We start from the raw sequence: 16,818 nt of genomic DNA, 5'->3' as shown, positions 1-16,818 counted from the left end.
TCTATGTGGTGGCCGTTTAAGAGGCGAAAAACAGAACCACTCGCACCGGTTAAACGGTCAGCATTCACAACTGACTTATATCCTGCGCTGGCGCGAGAACAGGGCTTTGATGGGATTAATTTACCCCAACCCACAATTGCAGGTGTTGCGATGGATAGCATTGATAGCTATGTGCCCTCATTTAAAGGTGAGCAGGTTTACGGTGTGCCAGAGTCACAGGCCTCATGGTATGCCTCACAAATGTTTATCGGCAACAATATGTGTGCGGTTATCGCTAAACACTGGCTGGTGGATAAAGCCTGCAATATGCCCGCACGTGATGCGATACGCCAAGGCTACGATATTGATTGTGATAACGACGATGATCGTACTATCAGTAAAAAGCTTCGCAAACGGGATAAAAAATACCGTATTACACATCAGCTGAAAGAGCTGGTTCATTTTGGGCGCGTGTATGGCGGTCGTTTAGCATTATTTGTTGTGGAGACATCTAACCCGAAAGAGTGGTACGAAAATCCGTTTAATATCGATGGTGTGACCAAAGGGATGTACAAGGGGATTAAGCAAATTGATCCCCAATGGGTAACGGCTGATTTAACGGATGCCAATGTTCAAGATCCCGCGAGCATGGACTTCTACGAGCCAACCTATTATGTGATTGGTGGGCGTAAATACCATAAATCGCATTTTATCAAGTTTGTGCCGTTTCCTGTGCCTAACGTATTGAAGCCACTTTACAACTACTTTGGTGTATCAGTGCCGGAACGCATTTATGAGCGTGTCTATGCATCAGAGCGTACCGCCAATGAAGCGCCACAGCTAGCAATGACCAAGCGTTTACTCACAATGGGGATTGCAGATCCAGAGAGCGCTGATAAGGACATTATTCGCGAAAACATGCTCTATTTTATGGAGATGCGCGATAACTACGGCGTACAAATGACAGGCAGTGATGACACCGTTCAACAGTTCGATACCTCATTAGCGGATTTAGACGCCACGATTATGACGCAATATCAGCTGGTGGCATCAGCTTCCAATGTGCCCGCGACAAAGCTATTAGGCACCACGCCAAAAGGCTTTAATTCAACGGGGGAATACGAAGAAGCTAATTACCGCGAAGAGCTTGAAAGTATTCAATCAAACGACCTTGAAGAGCTATTACAACGTCATTACGACATGTTGATGCGTAGTGAAGGTTTGCCTGTGACAGAGATCTCTATTACATGGGCACCACTCGATAGCCCTACGGCTGTTGAGAGTGCGGATATTGAGCTTAAGCAAGCACAAGCCGACTCTGCTTATGCAACAACGGGGGCGATTGATGGGCTAGATATCCGTAAGAAACTAGCCAGTGATAAAGAATCCAGCTATTACGGTATTGAAGTGAACGAGGCTGATTATGTCGAGACGAATACGGGTACGAACGAAGAGAGCGCAATGGGCAACCTCTCGCCAAGCAGTAATGAAAGGGAAGCCCCTGCAGTATTCGGTAGCGCCCTCTAGTCGTTATCAAGGTGACATGTCACGCCTCATTAATTCAATGGTTAAAGACTATGAAAAAGTGTTTAGCGAATTAAATGACGACTTTGAAGGTTTTACGATGGATGCCAGCTTTGCCAGTCAAACACGCATCTGGCTTAATCGGCTAAAACGCAAATGGGATAAGATTTTTAAACAAAAATCCACAGAGATTGCGGATAAATTTGTTTCCCAAGTAGATATAGGCGCAAAGCGTAATTTAGATGATTCTCTCAAACAGTTGTCAGGGGGGATCACCATCAAAACCCCTGATATGCCTGAAGCTCTGAAAGATAAAATCATTGCCTCTACGGCTGAAAACGTATCACTCATTAAATCCATTCCACTGCAATTTCATCAACGCATTGAAAGTGTTGCCTTACGTTCTATTAGCCAAGGTGGTGAAGGCGCAAAGACGTTATTAGAAGAAATTAGGCAAACAGGTAGTGTGACAGAGAAAAGGGCGAACTTTATCGCTGTTGATCAAACACGAAAAATCACGACAGCGGTTAACTATGAGCGCATGAAATCTGCTGGTATTCGTAAAGCGGTTTGGCATCACTCTGGTGGAAGTGCTGAGCCTCGTGAATGGCATATTAAATTGGACGGTGAAGTATTCGATTTAGATAACCCACCAATTATTGATCCTAAAACAGGAGAACGGGGTTTACCCGGACAGTTGCCTAATTGCAAGTGCTTCTGGACACCCGTAATAGATTTCGGTGAGGAGACATGACCAAACGACAATATGATTTAAACGGCTGGCTGGAAGTAAAAGATAACCCCATCTCTAAAGTTGGGGTTTTTGATTATTTGGGATGTGAAATTGGCGCGCCTATACCTGAAAAGATTTACAAGGTGTATCGCCCGCAAGAGGAACTGGCCAGTACAGAGACAATTAACTCTTTCAAATTAATGCCCTTTGTTGATGAGCATGAAATGTTAGGGAAAGACGGCACTCCTGCAGAGAAAAAAGGGATACAAGGAGTCATCGGGGAACGGGTTTATTTTGAATACCCCTACCTCAGAGGCAATATCAAAATCCTGTCTAATTCAGCGCTTAACCAAATTGATGGAGGGAAAATTGAATTATCTCCTGGTTATCGCTGTGTTTACGATTTCACACCGGGCGAATTTAACGGTGAACGTTATGACGCCATACAACGGCATATTAGAGCCAACCATCTTGCGTTAGTTGATGAAGGGCGCACTGGCGCTGATGTTGCTGTGCAAGACCATTCCGTTATTACCATAGACACAAAGGAACTTATTCGCATGAATCCTGAAGATGAAAACAAAGACAAACCAACCACTGATGAGGGGGCGTTTACGCCCGAGCAATTGGAAGCGTTAAAAGCCATTATCAAAGAAGCAATTACCAGTGCTAAACCTGCAACAGACGATGAACCAGAAGAAGAGAAAAAACCTTCAACTGATTCAGATCCTGACGAAGAGCAGAAAGCAGAAGAAGCCGTGGAAAAAGCCGAAATTGCCACAGAAGAAGCAGAATCTGGCGAACCTGAAGCCGTAGAGAAAGCCGAAGTCGCCATTGAAGAGGCTGTCGAAGCGATTGAAGAAGCCAAAGAGCATCTTGACCAAGCCACTACCGATGGTCTTCATCGTCGTTTAAAACGCCTAAACCGTAGCATGACTGCAATGGATGAAATGGCATCACTGAAACGTAAAATTAAGCGATTAGAGAAAGCAAAGCCAGCAATGGACACCGGTGAACTACTCAAACAAATTGGTGCGCGTGATTCGTTAGCGCATAAGTTAACGCCGTTCCTTGGTGTGTTTGACCATTCCGCTATGACTCAACAACAAGTCGCAGAATACGGTGTTGAGAAGCTGGGTATTCAATGCAGTAAAGGTACAGAAGCCATTGCTCTCGATGCTTGGATGCAAGGGCGTGTTCCTGACTCTCAAAAACAGAGTTCAACAATGGACTCTGCAGTGAGCAATAAATCAATTATGGATAAATGGGGAGCTAAATAATGGCAATTCCTAATTCAGTCGCAAATGGACTAATTTCCGGCGTTGTCGGTGAAATTAGCCATGCAGGCCCTATTCGCGCTGTTTCAGCAATTCTTAGTTCAGCGGATGAAGAGCTAAATATTTTCGGTCGCGCCTATACCTACAAAGATGATTCGGTGGAATCCGTTCAAGTAGGCGGTAAAGGGGCTTTTGCAGGGATCATGATTAACCCTAAAGCCTATCGTATCGAAAAAGAATTTGCGCTTAACGGCACACAGGGCGAGTTCTTGACAATGGGTGAAGTTTTTGTCGAGCTAAAAGAAGTGGCTGGAAAAATCAACGCACCGGTTGTGTTCGATGAAGCTGACGGTTCGCTATCTTCTAAAGCCACCATTAGTGCTGGTGATCGCGTTATTGGTTTTATCAGCCGACATCTTGAATCCACAGAGAGTGCTCACTTGGGCATTATTCGTTTAACAGAAATCCCATATCCAGTGTCTCCAAAGGAAGGTGAGTAATGCCAGTTAGTAACATTAAATTTCACATGTCTGGCCGTGATGTCAAAAAACATGGCCAACTGAATATTAACCCTGACCAGAAATGGACATACGGGGAATTGGCGCAAATTGGCTTTGGTGGTTTTTCTGCGATGGACTCCGCGATTAGCGGTGGTGCAATGCAGGGGGGCTTAATTCAACGCGAAATGTTGCAACATGTTTTACCGGGTGTCATTCGTACCGCTACGCGTGTTCGTGTACTGGATGAAATCACCGGTATCGTTAATGCGGGTGAGTGGCATGATGAAGAAATCATTCTGAATGTGGCGACACCAACTGGTAAAGCCGAGCTTTATGGTGATCATACCAATGTGCCATTAGCGTCTTATGCGCAAGACCAAGAGCGCCGTGGTCTTGTCCGTTTCGAATTAGGTTTCCAAGTGGGGAAATTAGAAGAAGCGCGCCAATCTTCTGCAGGCTTTGTTGCGATGGAAGAAAAGCGTAATTCAGTGACTGAATCATTAGAGCAAGGCCGTGAGCGTGTGGGTTATTACGGATTTAACAGCCCTGAAACGCGCGTCTTTGGTTTGATGAATGAGCCTAACTTGCCTGCCTATGAAACAGCAAAAGGCAAATGGAAAGGCGGAACATTTGCAGATATTACTGCTGATATTACCGATATGTTCTCGCGTATTGAAACGAGTTCTGGCGGTATTATCAAAGATGATACGCCAATCACCTTAACATTGCCGTTGGGCTTTCGCTCTGCACTGAATGTGGCTAATCCGGTGGCACGAGGTGAAACAGTCAAACAATGGATAAATGAAAACTATCCAAATATGCGTCTGGTTTTCTCTCCTGAATTTGTTGGCGCAAATGGTGGGGCTGATGTGGCCTATATGTTCGCAGATAGCATAGATGATGGTTCAACAGCAACCAGTGCGGTGATCCTGCAGGTTGTGCCTGTGAAATACCAGTTATTAGGTTCACTCAACCAAATTAAAGGGTATATGGAAGATGCAACCAATGCGACTGCAGGTGTGTTTGTAACTCGTCCGTGGGCGGTGACACGCTTAACTGGCATTTAATCTTACCACTTCTCTTTTTGCGCCCTCATTTGAGGGCTTTTTTATATCTAAACAATAGGAGAGCACTCCATGCCTCTTTACGCATATTGCACATTATCAAATGACCAGAACTATACCGTGAGAGACGGGAAAGTGTTTATTGCCGGTCAAGCTAATGTGATGACCAAACACATGTATACACCGCGTGGCCGTGTGACGGAAATTTCTGATGAGCAATATAAACAGCTCAAAGAAAATCACGTTTTTAATCTTCATTGTGAGAATGGCTTTATTGCCGTTGAGCATCGCAAAGAAGATCCCGAAAAAGTTGCCACTGATATGGAAGCTAGCGACCAATCAGCCCCTGACACTCCTGAATCGTTAGAGGCTGAAAAGTTAGACGTTCCTAAAACCAACAAAAAAGGTAAGTGATTATGGATACGAGCACATTTCCTTTAACGTCATTCCGTGTGCTCTATCCGCAGTTTGACGGTGTGGGTGATGATGAAATATTTATCATTGCTCAATCTGCGTTGAACTATTTCTCTGCCTGTAAGGGTGTTTGTACTAACGAGCTGTGGATGCTCGTGGTTGCACACATGCTAACACTCAGAAAAATGATTGCTGATGATGAGTCGCCCACCGGTGTTGTGACGAGTGTAACCATTGATAAGGTAAGCGTGTCATTTACGGCACCGCCTGCCGGTTCTGATTGGTCGCACTGGTTTAAAATGACAACCTTCGGCCAGCAGTTTCTAGCACTGATTAAGCGTTGTAGCGTTCCTCAATATTTTGGTGGTGGCGGTGAACGTTCAGCTTTTCGGGGTGTAGGAGGGCGATTTACGCGAGGAGGGCGATTACGTTAATGACTAAATTAGCGCAATTAAAAGCGGTTTACGATGAATTGGCTAAAAAGCGATTAAGTGTTGGCTTCTTTGAGCATTCAAAGTACCCCGATGGAACACCTATTGCTTATGTTGCTTCTATTCAAGAGTTGGGCTATCCCGCTGGTGGTATTCCTCCTCGCCCGTTTTTAAGGCCGACCATGAATGATAAAAAGCAGGATTATAGTCAGTTAATTTTTCGTGCTGTGAAAGCCACTATTAAGGGCAACATCACGCTGGATAATGGGCTGACTCAAATTGGTGCGACGGTTGCGGGCGATGTGAAAATGGCAATAAAAGCAGTCACAACACCGGCACTGGATGATTCAACGGTCAAAGCAAGAGCACGTCGTCATAGTAAAGGTAAAGCCACACAAGAGCCGTTAGTCGATACCGGGCAGATGCTACAAGCTGTGTCATTTATCGTGGAGGATAAATAATGTTTGGTAATTTAAACCGTATCGCTTCACGTTATATTCCCCAGCAAAAGGTGCTCTGGTTTCGATTTAAAGAACGGGCACCCGATAAACGAGGAAATGACCAAAATTACTATTACGATCCCGTAGAAGTTCGTGGAAGTTGGCAGGCTGTTGATACTCAGGATGTTCAATCAATGGGGTTAGATACAAGCCAAGTGTACCGGCGCTTATATACTTCTCATGATATTAAAGCCGTTCAACGTGGTACATCTCCTGATTTTCTTGTATTCAATGGTAAGAAGTACGATGTTGTGGGTGATGCAGACTGGTACGAACAAGACGGTTGGAAATCAGTGATCTGTATTGAGGTGGGCACTTATGACGGATTATGATGTTGATGTCGCCATTCGAAAACAGTTTTTGTTGCAGTTAAAAGAAGTCGGTATTGAGATCCCTGTTAAAGCCGGTTTCCAATCCACAAAGCAAGGTCGTGAGGATAATATGGTGATGTTTTTTCCCATCAATGAAAGTGGCCTCGGTTGGCAAGGGCGAAAATATAATGTTCAAGGCAATAAAGCCAATCACCAAGAAAACCAGTTATCCGAAAATACGTACCAAGTTCAATCGTTCGTGACGCAATTAGGCAATTATACAGCCAAGGATATTACCGCGATTGTCAGAATGATCGCCAATTCATTACCGTTTGTTGAGGCACTTCGGAAACAAGGTATTGGCATTCAACGGGCAACTGGTATTCGAACGCCCTATTTTCTGAATGACCAGGGCAACTACGAACAAAACCCATCATTTGATTTCAATGTGACATTTAATCGCACACTTCATCCTGATACTGACGCCGTGAGTGCGTTGTATCCCGATATCTATCGTATTTAAGGAACGTTATGTCTATCAAACAAACTCGCTATGTCGATATCGCGAGTGCGGTGATTGGCGCGTCTGCTGTACCGATGCGCAAGCTCACGGCTCGTATTTTTTCAACTAACCCTAAAATCCCTGCAGGTAAAGTGCTTGAATTTGCCAGTGGCCAAGTCGATGACTTATTGGGTGCTGATTCACCCGAGGCACATTTTGCACGACAGTATTTCAGCTATGTCAGCCCAGCACCGGCAAGTAAACCCAAAGAACTGCAAATCGCATCTTATGAACCAGTTGGTCGAGCACCTACCTTGTTCGGTGATAAAACAGGGGATTTAGCCGATTTAAAATTGATTAACGATGGTGAACTCAATATCACCATTGGAAAAGTGACAAAAACAATCACAGGAATTGATCTTACTGAAAGCACGTCATATGCGGATGTTGCGACAGCTGTGCAAGCGAAATTGAATGCAGAAAATGAACCTCAGTTTTCTAGCGCTTATGTCACGTTTAATTCCCTAGACAGCGCTTTTGTTATTAGCGGTGGCGTACAAGAGCGTGCGGATATTAGTGTACGCCAATCTGTGCTTGCTGATGCAATGAATATTAGTCATGGCACATCATCAGCCGGTAATCCTGCTCAGACTCCATTACAGGCGTTCATCACGTCTGAAGCAATTTCAGACTCTTTTGGTAGTGCAACGTTTTTAACGGAACTCTCATTAGAGCATGCAGTAGAGCTGGCACAGTATGTTGCGGGTGAAAACGTGAAGTACCAACTTCATTTATCTGTGACTAACAAAAATGCTGAAGATTTTAGTGGGGCGCTGGTGGGAACGGCTTCAACAGCCTTAAATCTGAAAACAGCGGATAAATTCTTTGTTCACGCGTTGCCGATGGCCATTATGTCAGCCACTGATTATGACCGAACCAATGCGACAACAAACTATATGTACCGCCAATTTGGTATCACGTTCCCTTCGCAAATCACGACCGATATCGATGCAGATCGTCTAGATAAATTACGAGTGAATTATTACGGAGAAACGGCCGTATCGGGTTCACATATTAGTTTCTATCAACGTGGTTTCTTATGTGGTGGTGTTGCTAACCCATTAGATATGAGTGTCCATGCTAACGAGCAATGGTTAAAGGCCTATATCTCACAACAGTGGTTTAGTTTGTTAATGGCCACACGTGGAGTTCCTGCCAATAAAGACGGTGAAGCACGAGCAATGATGGTGATTGCTGGGGCGGTAACTAAGGCGATTAATAACGGCACCATTTTGGCTGGTAAAACCTTAACAGATGTTCAGAAAATCGCGGTGACAGACGCTTCTGGTGATGATTTGGCATGGCACGATGTACAAAACAAAGGTTATTGGTACAACGCTCAAATTGTCGAAAACACTGGCCCATCTGATTTGCCTGAGTACGTGATGAAGTACGTATTAATTTACGGTAAAGGCGATTGGGTTCGTAAAGTCGAAGGCTCTCACAACTTAGTGTAAGGAACACAATATGCATGATGTATCAGCAACTGGCTTGAGTATTGTTATTCAAGCGCATAAAACTTTTCCTGCCGGTATTCAAATTACCGCCTTCGCTGATGATGCCGATCCATTGGATTTACCTGCGGTCGATATTGCACAGACAGGAATGGATATCAATGGCAATCTCGTCAGTTGGTCAACGCCAACACCTCAAACGGTCACCATTAACGTGTTAGCCGGTAGTGAAGAAGACGAAAACCTCGCTATCTTGCTTGACTCCAATACCGCTCGTCGCGGACAACGGCATGCAGGGGATGTTATCACCATGGTTGCCTCATATGGCGATGGTTCAACAACCACGGCACGTAACGGGAAAATTACCAATGGTAGTCGTGGTAGCTCTGTTGCCAGTGTAGGACGACACAAATCCAAAGCGTATACCTTCGTATTTCAAGACTTCGATCGCACTCGCGCACGTTAATTCTAGGCGGTTATTCCGCCTTTTTTTATGGATATTAATCATGTTAATTAAACCGAAAGAAATTACGATCACCGATGCTGATCGTGAAGAGCACACCTTTATCATTAGCCGATTACCGGCAACGATTGGACGTGAAATTCTGGCGAAATACCCTTTATCGAATGCGCCTAAAATTGGCGACTATGAAGTCAGCAAAGAAGCCATGTTAAAGATGATGGCGTATGTTGCTGTCGAAAAAGAAGGGCAAGAGATTTATCTGAAGACCAGCACCTTAATTGATAACCATGTGCCTGATGGTGAAGCCCTTATTCGTCTAGAACTGGAAATGTTGAAGTATAACACCAGTTTTTTCGGCAAAGACGGGAGCCAAGGTTTCCTCCAATTCCTGCTCAACAAAATCACCGGTTCACTCCCGTCGATTATAAAAACGCTGATGGCTTCTTTGCCGTCATCATCTCAGCCGGTTTCGCCACGCTCACCGAACTCAAAACGTCAATAGATTTAGAAGAGGCGTTTGATTTGTGGGAGATCGCAATTACCAACCGTTATAACGAAGCGCTGGCTTCATCGAAAGGATAACTCATATGGCCTTGCTAGATACCTTTGTTCAAGTATTCGAATTTGATACCAGCCAAGCCGATGATGCGTTTAATCGGGTGAGTAAATCGACCGATGACATTATTGCTGAGATGAAAAAGGCGCAACAATCCGCAACTATCGGTGCGGATGGATTTACACAATTTATTCAAAATCTATCCGCACAATTGACAGAGTTATCGTCAAACTCAGTCGATATTCATGTTAATAGTGATACTTCTGGAGTTGCTGACAGTCTGATTGCGGAGATAGAACGCATTAAAGAAAGCGCAAACACAAACGCAGATGAAATAACTAATGTTATTCAAAGTGTTATTGATAATATTGGGAATATTCAATTAGATGATTCTCTTGATATAGATATCAATACAAGTGAAGCACAACAAAAAATAGCGTCGACGATAGAAGAGCTGAAAAGCTTAAAGGAAACAATTTTATCAACGGGTGATAATGCCGATATTTCTTCAAATTTAATCGCTGAAATTGAAAGCATTCAAAATGGATTAAATAACACTGAAAATAAATTTAGTGGATTTATTCAAACAATTATTTCTCAGATATCAAATATTCCGGATGGCGAAATTACTTTTGATCTTAATAGTAATGACATACCTGAAAAAATAACGTCCGTAACATCTAAAATTGATGAACTGAAATCATCAATGAGTTTGCTTGATATTCAACGTGATGAGCTATCACAAGGGATGAATGACAGCAATGTTTCATCTGATGCGTTAAATGCACAATATCAACAGATGCAAGATGAATTACTGGCTTTGAATAATGAGTTAAGCACACTCACTAATGCAGAGAAAAAGAACAGGGAGGGAAAGAAAGCCATTGAGGCTATTCTCACTGCATTAAATGCCGACTATACGCAGTTTATTGAAACAATGCGTACAAAAGGGATTAAAACCACTGGCGAGGAATCAAAGGCTCAAGATCACTTACAAAAAGAACTTTCAGAAACAGAGGCAAAGTATAAAGAAGCTGGAAGCTCTGTTGCAGGATTTGCGACAAAGGCGCTAGGTGCAGTTGGCATTGTCATGAGTATTGGCAGTATTTTTGCCGAATCCGTTTCTCGTTCTCAAGAGATTGAAACGCTGGATAAGCTGGGTAAAAAAATCGGCGTTGCGACTGCAGACGTTGATGCGTTTTCTGGTGCAATGGCTGAATTAGGCGGTTCTAGAGAATCCGCACAGGCTGATTTATCTGCGATGGCCAATGCGTTTGGCAACACTAAAGACTCAATGGAAAAAGTGCTTCAGACTGCGGACAAAGTTCAAGGAATGAGCTTTGATAAAGCGAAGAAAACGCTGGAAGGTATGGGAGTATCGGACGATAAAACCATTGAGTTAATGATGAAGGGGCGCAAAGAATTAGAGCGCACAATGGGTATTCAAAAAGAATATTCAGGAATTAGCAAAGAGAGTATTGAAAGTTCGATTAAATTCAATACAGCCATGTCTAAGTTTCAACAAACATCAGGTGTGTTAAAGAATTCCTTTCTAGAAATGGTGATCCCTGCTTTATCGAAGGGGTTAGATTGGTTAACTAAATTTATTTCCTTCTGCAAAGAGAATAAAAACTTATTGATAGGTTTTTTCTCTGCTGTTGGTTTGGCCGTAGCACTTTATTACGTTCCACCAATGATAGCTGCTGCATCAGCAACACTTGCAGCAACATGGCCAATTATTGCAATTATAGCCATCATTGCACTCTTAGCCGTAGCTTTTGCAATTGTTTATGACGACATCATGAACTTTATCGACGGTAACGATTCGATGATTGGGCGTATTCTAGAAAAATATCCCCAGTTGAAAATTATCATTCTTGCATTATGGGAAACATTCAAAAAGTTATTTGAATATCTGAAGGTTATTGTCGGTGTTGTGGCGGATATTGTTGTTGCCGGTTGGGATCTAATGGCATCAGGCTTAAAAGCTTATGTTAAGTTTCTCATCAATTGTATTTCAGTGATTGCAGGATGGGGTAAATCCTTTGCTGGTGTTTTTACTACGGTGACAGATGCCGTTGTGGGAGCGTTTGAATGGATGTGGGAGCAAGTTAAAAAAATCATTGGCTGGGTAAATACAGGGCTTGATGCAGTTAAAAATGGTTGGAAATCTGCTAAAGAGTTTTTCGGGTTCGGTGATGACGAAGAAATCACTGTCAATCAAAACGTAGAACGTAAAGTCAATGATAATGGTGAGATTGAATATGCCATTCCTCAAGAAGAAAGCCAAACGACACAACAGCCTCCGGTTAGACAATCCATTGCCCAAGCCAATGCACAGTTAGATGCGATTGCCAACAATGCGATGAACCCGATTACAAGCCAAGCTATTAGCAATAAATCCAATGTGACACATGAAAGCAACATAAGCATTGGAGAAATTAAGGTTGAAACTCAAGCCACAGATGCGCAGGGTATGGCATCGGGCACGAAGGATGCATTGCAAGATCAATTAGCTGATTTCAACCAACAAAACTCAACAGGAGTAGCAAAATGATAACTGAGGTGAAAATCTTTGATTTAGAGTCGTTTTCTACACTGTTTGATAGTGTTAATCCAATTCAAATCAACATCAGAGATGAGCATAAAGCGACACAGTTTCAAGTTGAAAGCGGTGAAACTCGTAGTGATCATGTGATTATTAATCCCATCGAAATTGGCATGGATTTAGTGCTAACAGGGGAAATAAAAAACATCTTCTCATCGATGCAACAAGTTTTTGATGAACACAAATTGGTCGGTATTCAAACCCGAGTTAAAACTTACCAACCGATGTTATTAACTGGCTTTAATCATGATGAAATACCGGACATGATTGATGCAATAAAACTGTCACTACGGTTTGTTGAGTGGCGCACTGTTGAGCCTGAATACGGAGAACTACCGCCTCGAGCTACACAAAAGCCGACTCAATCATCAACGGTAAATCGGGGGAATGTGCAAACAAAAGAGGCAGATGTTGAGACTAAGAAAAAAGGCTCTGTTGCAACACGTATTGCAGATGGTGATTGGAGCTTCTAATGAAAACTATTCCTTTAAAATCCATACCAAACCAACGCTTATCCGTCAATTTAGAAGGTGTTAATTGGACGCTAACAATAAAGGCCGGTCGCCATGCGATGTATCTCGATATTGAACGAGAAAGTGAGGTTATTGCAATTGGTATGCGAGCTGTTGCAAACACTCCTATTATTCCTTATCGCTATCTTGCCGATGGCACGAATTTGGCGTTTATAACGGAAAATGATGATCTGCCCTGGTATGAATCATTTGATAGAACCCAATCATTAATTATTTGGAGTGATGATGGACTTACGACGAATACGAGTGGGGATTGAAGTTGCAGAACGACTGCAGTGGTATGAGGGATTGCGTATTAAAGCTAACGGCACAAAGTACGCAAACCCCTTACAAAATGAATGCACAGTTAGCATTGATGGATTAAACGCCCACACACGAGATTACCTTCTCACTGAAACCAGCCCTTATCATAAAAGCAAACAAACTCGCCGTCTTTACCTTGAAGTAGGGCGCGTCAATACGGGATTATTTCGTATCTTTACCGGGGATATTGTCAGTGCAGGAATTGCCTCGCCTCCCGATGTAACGCTAACCATTAAAGCTAAAACTAATAATGCCAGCTCAGGTGATATTGTTTCTTCTAGTGGTGGCGCTATGCAGAAAATAAGCGAGATAGCTTCATCGGTGGCGAAGGATTGCAAGGTTAGATTGGACTTTCAAGCTACCGATAAGAATATTGCTAATTGGTATTTTTGCGGTTCAGCATTACAGCAAGTACAGCGACTGCAGGAAGCGGGAAATGTTAAGGCCTTTATTGATGATGATACATTATTTGTAAAAGACGACGATAAAGCATTAAAAGGGCGTTTGCGCATTCTTAGCATGAAATCAGGCATGGTGGGTATACCCAAAGCCACCGAAAAAGGGCTATCTGTCACTTATTTGATTGACGGTGCCTCAGAACTAGGGGGCATGCTTCGACTCGAGAGTAAATTCAATTCTGCACTTAATGGCGACTACATCATTGAACAACTGAAATTTGATGTTGCTTCACATGATGATCCTTTCTTTTATCAGGCTACCTGTAAACGAGCATAACAATGAATAAACCCAATACTGACATTGCCAGTGACGGCTCACTGGCAGGTGCGTTCACGTCTGCATTTCGTAACTTGATGATGAATACAGAGGACATGCTCCCTGCAACAGTGGTTAGTTATAACGATAAAACCAATCGCGCTGTTATCAAACCACTGGTGATGATGGTAACAACGGAAGGGGGAACTGTCGGGCGTGCACCATTGGCCAATATTCCCGTTTTTAGATTTGGTGGAGGGGGTTTCTTTATTCGCGCACCGATTAAACCGGGTGATTTTGGTTGGATAAAAGCCAACGACAGAGATATTAGCCTGATTTTTCAGCGTGGGGGATTGGAGGATCAACCTAATACCGCACGCCTCCATTCATTCAGTGATGCAATGTTTTTCCCTGACACGATTAAAGGTTGGGCGATTGATGGAAAAAACATTGATGCCTTGGTGATCCAATCAATGGATGGCTCTGTGTGTTTATCCCTGCATGAGGGTAAAGCGGTTTTAGATTCGCCCGTTCTTGAAGTTAACGTGCCTGAAACCACATTTAATGGCAATGTCACGGTGAATGGCAATCAGTCCATAAATGGTAATAGTGACTCTAGTGGTGGCACGATGAAACACAATGGAAAAGATATCGGTTCTACTCATCAACATAGTGGTGTTGAGACCGGTTATGGAAATTCAGGAGCGCCTCTATGAGAACATTTTCAATCGATAAAAATAATGATCTCTTTATTGGCCCTGATGGAAACCTCCAATTCAGCGAAAAAGACGATGCGGTTAAAAACCTTTGTCAGCATTTTGCTAAAGCGGTTCGTGGTGAAATGTTACATAAAAAAGATAAAGGTATTCCTTTCTGGCCAACGACATTTGGTCGCCAAGCGGATGTCCCGATGTTTGAAACTGCATTTAGACAACGTATGAGCGAAATTGAGGAGGTGGTTGAAGTGACTCATTTTAGCGCCAAAGTGGAAAACGGTGAGTTGAAGTATCAAGCAACAATTCGCACGATATACGGAGGGTTTACATTGAATGGCTGATTATCGTTATATCAATAATAAAGGCGTTATTCTTCCCGACACAGCCACAATACGTGATGAAGTTGAAAGCGAGTTTCGTGCGGTGTTTGGTCAATCGATTAATCTTGCCCCTGAAACACCACAAGGGGCATTGGCTACGATGGAAGTCGAAAATCGTGATGCAATGGTGAGGAATAATGCCGAGTTAGCAAATCAAATCAATCCTGATATTGCTGGTGGTGTTTTTCTTGATGCAATATGGGCGCTGATGGGTGGTCAACGCGTTAATGCCACTCACTCTTATCTTTCTAGCGTTGAGTTTAGTGGCGTACCCGGCACGATTATTCCAAAAAGTTCACTCGCATCCAGTGTTGCTGGTGCTATCTTCGAAACAGTTTCTACCTTGATTATTGATAATACCGGCAAAGCAACAGGGGATATGAGGGCAGTTGAATATGGCCCTGTTGAATGCGGAGCCGGCCAGCTTAATTCGGTTGCCAGTTCAGTGCTAGGTTGGGAAAAAGTCAATAATCCCACTCATGCTGTTGTTGGACGTTATGCTGAATCTGATATCAAAGCAAGGCGACGACGTAAGCAAACACTGGCTAAAAATACCGTCAGTGTTGCGGAGGCGATCACCTCTTCACTGTATGAGCTAGAGGGTGTTAACTCACTTTCTTTTCGAGAGAACTACACCGATGCGGTGCTCACTATTGATGGAGTTTCTCTGTTACCTCATAGCATTTACGTTTGTGTGGAAGGGGGCGATAGTAACGAAATTGCTAAATCATTACTTAGAACCAAAACCATTGGATCGGCTTTTAATGGTGAGATCGAAATTGGGGTTGTAGAGCCGGTGAGTGGGCAGGAATATAAAGTGCAATTTTCACGCCCTAAAGAGATCACCATTTTTTGTCGAGTGACAGTTAAAAAATCAGCTGTTGATGCGCAAACTATTATTCCCAGTGCAATAGAACAATGGACGCGCGGAGAGCTAGACGGCGATAACGGTTTGATTGTTGCGCGTGAAGTATCACCTTTTGAGATATCTTCCGCAGTTAATACTGTAGAGCCTCGTTTATTTGTGACTAAAGTTGAATTGTCACTGGACGGGAAAGTGTGGAATGTTGCGTTAATTCCGATTGCGATTAATCAAATTGCCCGACTACCAAAAGGGGCGGTGCAAGTGGTGATTGTATGAACGTTCAACAATTTGAGTTTCATTCAGACCTATTAAAAGCGATCCTTTGGCAGTATGAAGATGCCGAAAATTTAAAGAAACTCGCTAGTTTTAAAGCCTCTCATTTTGAAAAGTCGATGGTGTCATTTTGGCAAAACTGGTACCGAGATGTGTTTAACATCGATACCGCGAATGATTTTGGTTTATCAGTATGGTCACGTATTTTAGATGTGCCTTTAGGCATTGATATACCACCCAGTGATAAAAATAAAATCGGGTTTGGTTTTGGCAAAAAGAAAGCCAATTTTAAAGCCAATTTCAGACGCAATGCGGATTACACATTGTCACTGACAGTTGAACAGAAACGCATGTTAGTACGGATGCGTTATTTTAATCTGACACAAAGTCCTACGGTCACCAATATTAATGAGTTTTTAAAACGCTTCTTTTGGCGTGATGACAGCAAAGTTTTTGTCCTTGACCCGTTGGACATGACTTACATGTATTACGTTTTCAACTTCAATCCCGACGAACGCTTACGTGTTCTTCTCGAAAACTTCGACTTAATGCCTCGCCCTTCAGGTGTGGGTGTCAAATATCGCATTGTGACTAAAAAAGCCTTTGGCGTTGGTCAACACCGTAAAAACTTCTTAGGTAGTAACTTCGGAGCATAATT

21 protein-coding genes are annotated in these 16,818 nt (G+C 43.1%); all 21 read left to right on the top strand.

Annotated features, from left to right (window positions below; genetic code table 11):
- Window positions 1-3: 3 nt before the first annotated feature.
- The 21 genes from AB4J89_RS06465 to AB4J89_RS06365 all read left to right on the top strand — a co-directional run bounded on the left by AB4J89_RS06465 (window position 4) and on the right by AB4J89_RS06365 (window position 16,816).
- On the top strand, window positions 4-1,506 hold the full coding sequence (locus AB4J89_RS06465) for a DUF1073 domain-containing protein (protein ID WP_368468607.1): 1,503 nt from the start codon (window positions 4-6) through the stop codon (window positions 1,504-1,506).
- Window positions 1,507-1,522: 16 nt separating this feature from the next.
- Window positions 1,523-2,257, top strand: coding sequence for a phage minor head protein (locus tag AB4J89_RS06460; protein WP_237584888.1), 735 nt, complete (start codon window positions 1,523-1,525; stop codon window positions 2,255-2,257).
- A complete protein-coding gene (locus AB4J89_RS06455; protein WP_368468605.1) occupies window positions 2,254-3,516 on the top strand; it encodes a DUF2213 domain-containing protein in 1,263 nt (420 codons plus the stop codon). The genes AB4J89_RS06460 and AB4J89_RS06455 overlap by 4 nt, the downstream gene beginning before the upstream one ends.
- On the top strand, window positions 3,516-4,013 hold the full coding sequence (locus AB4J89_RS06450; protein WP_198623993.1) for a hypothetical protein: 498 nt from the start codon (window positions 3,516-3,518) through the stop codon (window positions 4,011-4,013). Before AB4J89_RS06455 ends, AB4J89_RS06450 begins: the two co-directional genes overlap by 1 nt.
- The gene (locus AB4J89_RS06445; RefSeq protein WP_036937879.1) at window positions 4,013-5,080 is read left to right on the top strand and encodes a major capsid family protein; all 1,068 of its coding nucleotides are present in this window, start codon (window positions 4,013-4,015) and stop codon (window positions 5,078-5,080) included. Before AB4J89_RS06450 ends, AB4J89_RS06445 begins: the two co-directional genes overlap by 1 nt.
- Before the next feature lie 69 nt (window positions 5,081-5,149).
- A complete protein-coding gene (locus tag AB4J89_RS06440) occupies window positions 5,150-5,491 on the top strand; it encodes a hypothetical protein (RefSeq protein WP_159363873.1) in 342 nt (113 codons plus the stop codon).
- 2 nt (window positions 5,492-5,493) lie between these two features.
- Window positions 5,494-5,925 (top strand): DUF4054 domain-containing protein, encoded by a 432-nt coding sequence (locus tag AB4J89_RS06435; RefSeq protein ID WP_099660761.1) that lies wholly within the window; start codon window positions 5,494-5,496, stop codon window positions 5,923-5,925.
- Complete coding sequence (locus tag AB4J89_RS06430; protein ID WP_368468601.1) at window positions 5,925-6,383, top strand: hypothetical protein; 459 nt, start codon at window positions 5,925-5,927, stop codon at window positions 6,381-6,383. The genes AB4J89_RS06435 and AB4J89_RS06430 overlap by 1 nt, the downstream gene beginning before the upstream one ends.
- Window positions 6,383-6,754 carry a hypothetical protein gene (locus tag AB4J89_RS06425; RefSeq protein WP_368468599.1) on the top strand — a complete coding sequence of 124 codons (372 nt, stop codon included), beginning with the start codon at window positions 6,383-6,385 and terminating at the stop codon, window positions 6,752-6,754. The genes AB4J89_RS06430 and AB4J89_RS06425 overlap by 1 nt, the downstream gene beginning before the upstream one ends.
- Entirely contained in the window at window positions 6,741-7,256 is a 516-nt protein-coding gene (locus tag AB4J89_RS06420; RefSeq protein WP_368468874.1) for a hypothetical protein, read from the top strand. Before AB4J89_RS06425 ends, AB4J89_RS06420 begins: the two co-directional genes overlap by 14 nt.
- Before the next feature lie 8 nt (window positions 7,257-7,264).
- Complete coding sequence (locus tag AB4J89_RS06415) at window positions 7,265-8,752, top strand: DUF3383 domain-containing protein (protein ID WP_368468597.1); 1,488 nt, start codon at window positions 7,265-7,267, stop codon at window positions 8,750-8,752.
- Between the two features lie 10 nt (window positions 8,753-8,762).
- The gene (locus tag AB4J89_RS06410) at window positions 8,763-9,215 is read left to right on the top strand and encodes a hypothetical protein (protein WP_368468595.1); all 453 of its coding nucleotides are present in this window, start codon (window positions 8,763-8,765) and stop codon (window positions 9,213-9,215) included.
- 40 nt (window positions 9,216-9,255) lie between these two features.
- A complete protein-coding gene (locus tag AB4J89_RS06405) occupies window positions 9,256-9,714 on the top strand; it encodes a hypothetical protein (RefSeq protein WP_004250588.1) in 459 nt (152 codons plus the stop codon).
- An 85-nt stretch (window positions 9,715-9,799) separates the two neighbouring features.
- On the top strand, window positions 9,800-12,325 hold the full coding sequence (locus tag AB4J89_RS06400) for a hypothetical protein (protein ID WP_368468593.1): 2,526 nt from the start codon (window positions 9,800-9,802) through the stop codon (window positions 12,323-12,325).
- Window positions 12,322-12,849 (top strand): phage baseplate protein, encoded by a 528-nt coding sequence (locus AB4J89_RS06395; protein ID WP_368468591.1) that lies wholly within the window; start codon window positions 12,322-12,324, stop codon window positions 12,847-12,849. Before AB4J89_RS06400 ends, AB4J89_RS06395 begins: the two co-directional genes overlap by 4 nt.
- Window positions 12,849-13,166, top strand: coding sequence for a hypothetical protein (locus tag AB4J89_RS06390; RefSeq protein ID WP_368468589.1), 318 nt, complete (start codon window positions 12,849-12,851; stop codon window positions 13,164-13,166). Before AB4J89_RS06395 ends, AB4J89_RS06390 begins: the two co-directional genes overlap by 1 nt.
- Window positions 13,132-13,947 carry a hypothetical protein gene (locus tag AB4J89_RS06385; protein WP_368468587.1) on the top strand — a complete coding sequence of 272 codons (816 nt, stop codon included), beginning with the start codon at window positions 13,132-13,134 and terminating at the stop codon, window positions 13,945-13,947. Before AB4J89_RS06390 ends, AB4J89_RS06385 begins: the two co-directional genes overlap by 35 nt.
- Before the next feature lie 2 nt (window positions 13,948-13,949).
- Window positions 13,950-14,642 (top strand): Gp138 family membrane-puncturing spike protein, encoded by a 693-nt coding sequence (locus tag AB4J89_RS06380; RefSeq protein ID WP_368468585.1) that lies wholly within the window; start codon window positions 13,950-13,952, stop codon window positions 14,640-14,642.
- Window positions 14,639-14,983 (top strand): hypothetical protein, encoded by a 345-nt coding sequence (locus tag AB4J89_RS06375; protein ID WP_196729236.1) that lies wholly within the window; start codon window positions 14,639-14,641, stop codon window positions 14,981-14,983. The genes AB4J89_RS06380 and AB4J89_RS06375 overlap by 4 nt, the downstream gene beginning before the upstream one ends.
- The gene (locus AB4J89_RS06370) at window positions 14,976-16,163 is read left to right on the top strand and encodes a baseplate J/gp47 family protein (protein WP_368468583.1); all 1,188 of its coding nucleotides are present in this window, start codon (window positions 14,976-14,978) and stop codon (window positions 16,161-16,163) included. The genes AB4J89_RS06375 and AB4J89_RS06370 overlap by 8 nt, the downstream gene beginning before the upstream one ends.
- Entirely contained in the window at window positions 16,160-16,816 is a 657-nt protein-coding gene (locus tag AB4J89_RS06365; RefSeq protein ID WP_049211393.1) for a DUF2612 domain-containing protein, read from the top strand. The genes AB4J89_RS06370 and AB4J89_RS06365 overlap by 4 nt, the downstream gene beginning before the upstream one ends.
- Window positions 16,817-16,818 lie beyond the last annotated feature (2 nt).

The sequence above is a fragment of the Proteus sp. STS61-E genome (genome assembly GCF_040932335.1).
In the GTDB taxonomy this organism is placed as follows: domain Bacteria; phylum Pseudomonadota; class Gammaproteobacteria; order Enterobacterales; family Enterobacteriaceae; genus Proteus; species Proteus mirabilis_B.
This window is presented reverse-complemented; position numbering and strand designations above follow the sequence as displayed.

What these genes read in the sequence shown, in the direction of transcription:
- AB4J89_RS06465 (WP_368468607.1), top strand. Translation starts at nt 4, where the DNA reads ATGTGGTGGCCGTTTAAGAGGCGAAAAACAGAACCACTCGCACCGGTT.
- AB4J89_RS06460 (WP_237584888.1), top strand. Translation starts at nt 1,523, where the DNA reads ATGTCACGCCTCATTAATTCAATGGTTAAAGACTATGAAAAAGTGTTT.
- AB4J89_RS06455 (WP_368468605.1), top strand. Translation starts at nt 2,254, where the DNA reads ATGACCAAACGACAATATGATTTAAACGGCTGGCTGGAAGTAAAAGAT.
- AB4J89_RS06450 (WP_198623993.1), top strand. Translation starts at nt 3,516, where the DNA reads ATGGCAATTCCTAATTCAGTCGCAAATGGACTAATTTCCGGCGTTGTC.
- AB4J89_RS06445 (WP_036937879.1), top strand. Translation starts at nt 4,013, where the DNA reads ATGCCAGTTAGTAACATTAAATTTCACATGTCTGGCCGTGATGTCAAA.
- AB4J89_RS06440 (WP_159363873.1), top strand. Translation starts at nt 5,150, where the DNA reads ATGCCTCTTTACGCATATTGCACATTATCAAATGACCAGAACTATACC.
- AB4J89_RS06435 (WP_099660761.1), top strand. Translation starts at nt 5,494, where the DNA reads ATGGATACGAGCACATTTCCTTTAACGTCATTCCGTGTGCTCTATCCG.
- AB4J89_RS06430 (WP_368468601.1), top strand. Translation starts at nt 5,925, where the DNA reads ATGACTAAATTAGCGCAATTAAAAGCGGTTTACGATGAATTGGCTAAA.
- AB4J89_RS06425 (WP_368468599.1), top strand. Translation starts at nt 6,383, where the DNA reads ATGTTTGGTAATTTAAACCGTATCGCTTCACGTTATATTCCCCAGCAA.
- AB4J89_RS06420 (WP_368468874.1), top strand. Translation starts at nt 6,741, where the DNA reads ATGACGGATTATGATGTTGATGTCGCCATTCGAAAACAGTTTTTGTTG.
- AB4J89_RS06415 (WP_368468597.1), top strand. Translation starts at nt 7,265, where the DNA reads ATGTCTATCAAACAAACTCGCTATGTCGATATCGCGAGTGCGGTGATT.
- AB4J89_RS06410 (WP_368468595.1), top strand. Translation starts at nt 8,763, where the DNA reads ATGCATGATGTATCAGCAACTGGCTTGAGTATTGTTATTCAAGCGCAT.
- AB4J89_RS06405 (WP_004250588.1), top strand. Translation starts at nt 9,256, where the DNA reads ATGTTAATTAAACCGAAAGAAATTACGATCACCGATGCTGATCGTGAA.
- AB4J89_RS06400 (WP_368468593.1), top strand. Translation starts at nt 9,800, where the DNA reads ATGGCCTTGCTAGATACCTTTGTTCAAGTATTCGAATTTGATACCAGC.
- AB4J89_RS06395 (WP_368468591.1), top strand. Translation starts at nt 12,322, where the DNA reads ATGATAACTGAGGTGAAAATCTTTGATTTAGAGTCGTTTTCTACACTG.
- AB4J89_RS06390 (WP_368468589.1), top strand. Translation starts at nt 12,849, where the DNA reads ATGAAAACTATTCCTTTAAAATCCATACCAAACCAACGCTTATCCGTC.
- AB4J89_RS06385 (WP_368468587.1), top strand. Translation starts at nt 13,132, where the DNA reads ATGATGGACTTACGACGAATACGAGTGGGGATTGAAGTTGCAGAACGA.
- AB4J89_RS06380 (WP_368468585.1), top strand. Translation starts at nt 13,950, where the DNA reads ATGAATAAACCCAATACTGACATTGCCAGTGACGGCTCACTGGCAGGT.
- AB4J89_RS06375 (WP_196729236.1), top strand. Translation starts at nt 14,639, where the DNA reads ATGAGAACATTTTCAATCGATAAAAATAATGATCTCTTTATTGGCCCT.
- AB4J89_RS06370 (WP_368468583.1), top strand. Translation starts at nt 14,976, where the DNA reads ATGGCTGATTATCGTTATATCAATAATAAAGGCGTTATTCTTCCCGAC.
- AB4J89_RS06365 (WP_049211393.1), top strand. Translation starts at nt 16,160, where the DNA reads ATGAACGTTCAACAATTTGAGTTTCATTCAGACCTATTAAAAGCGATC.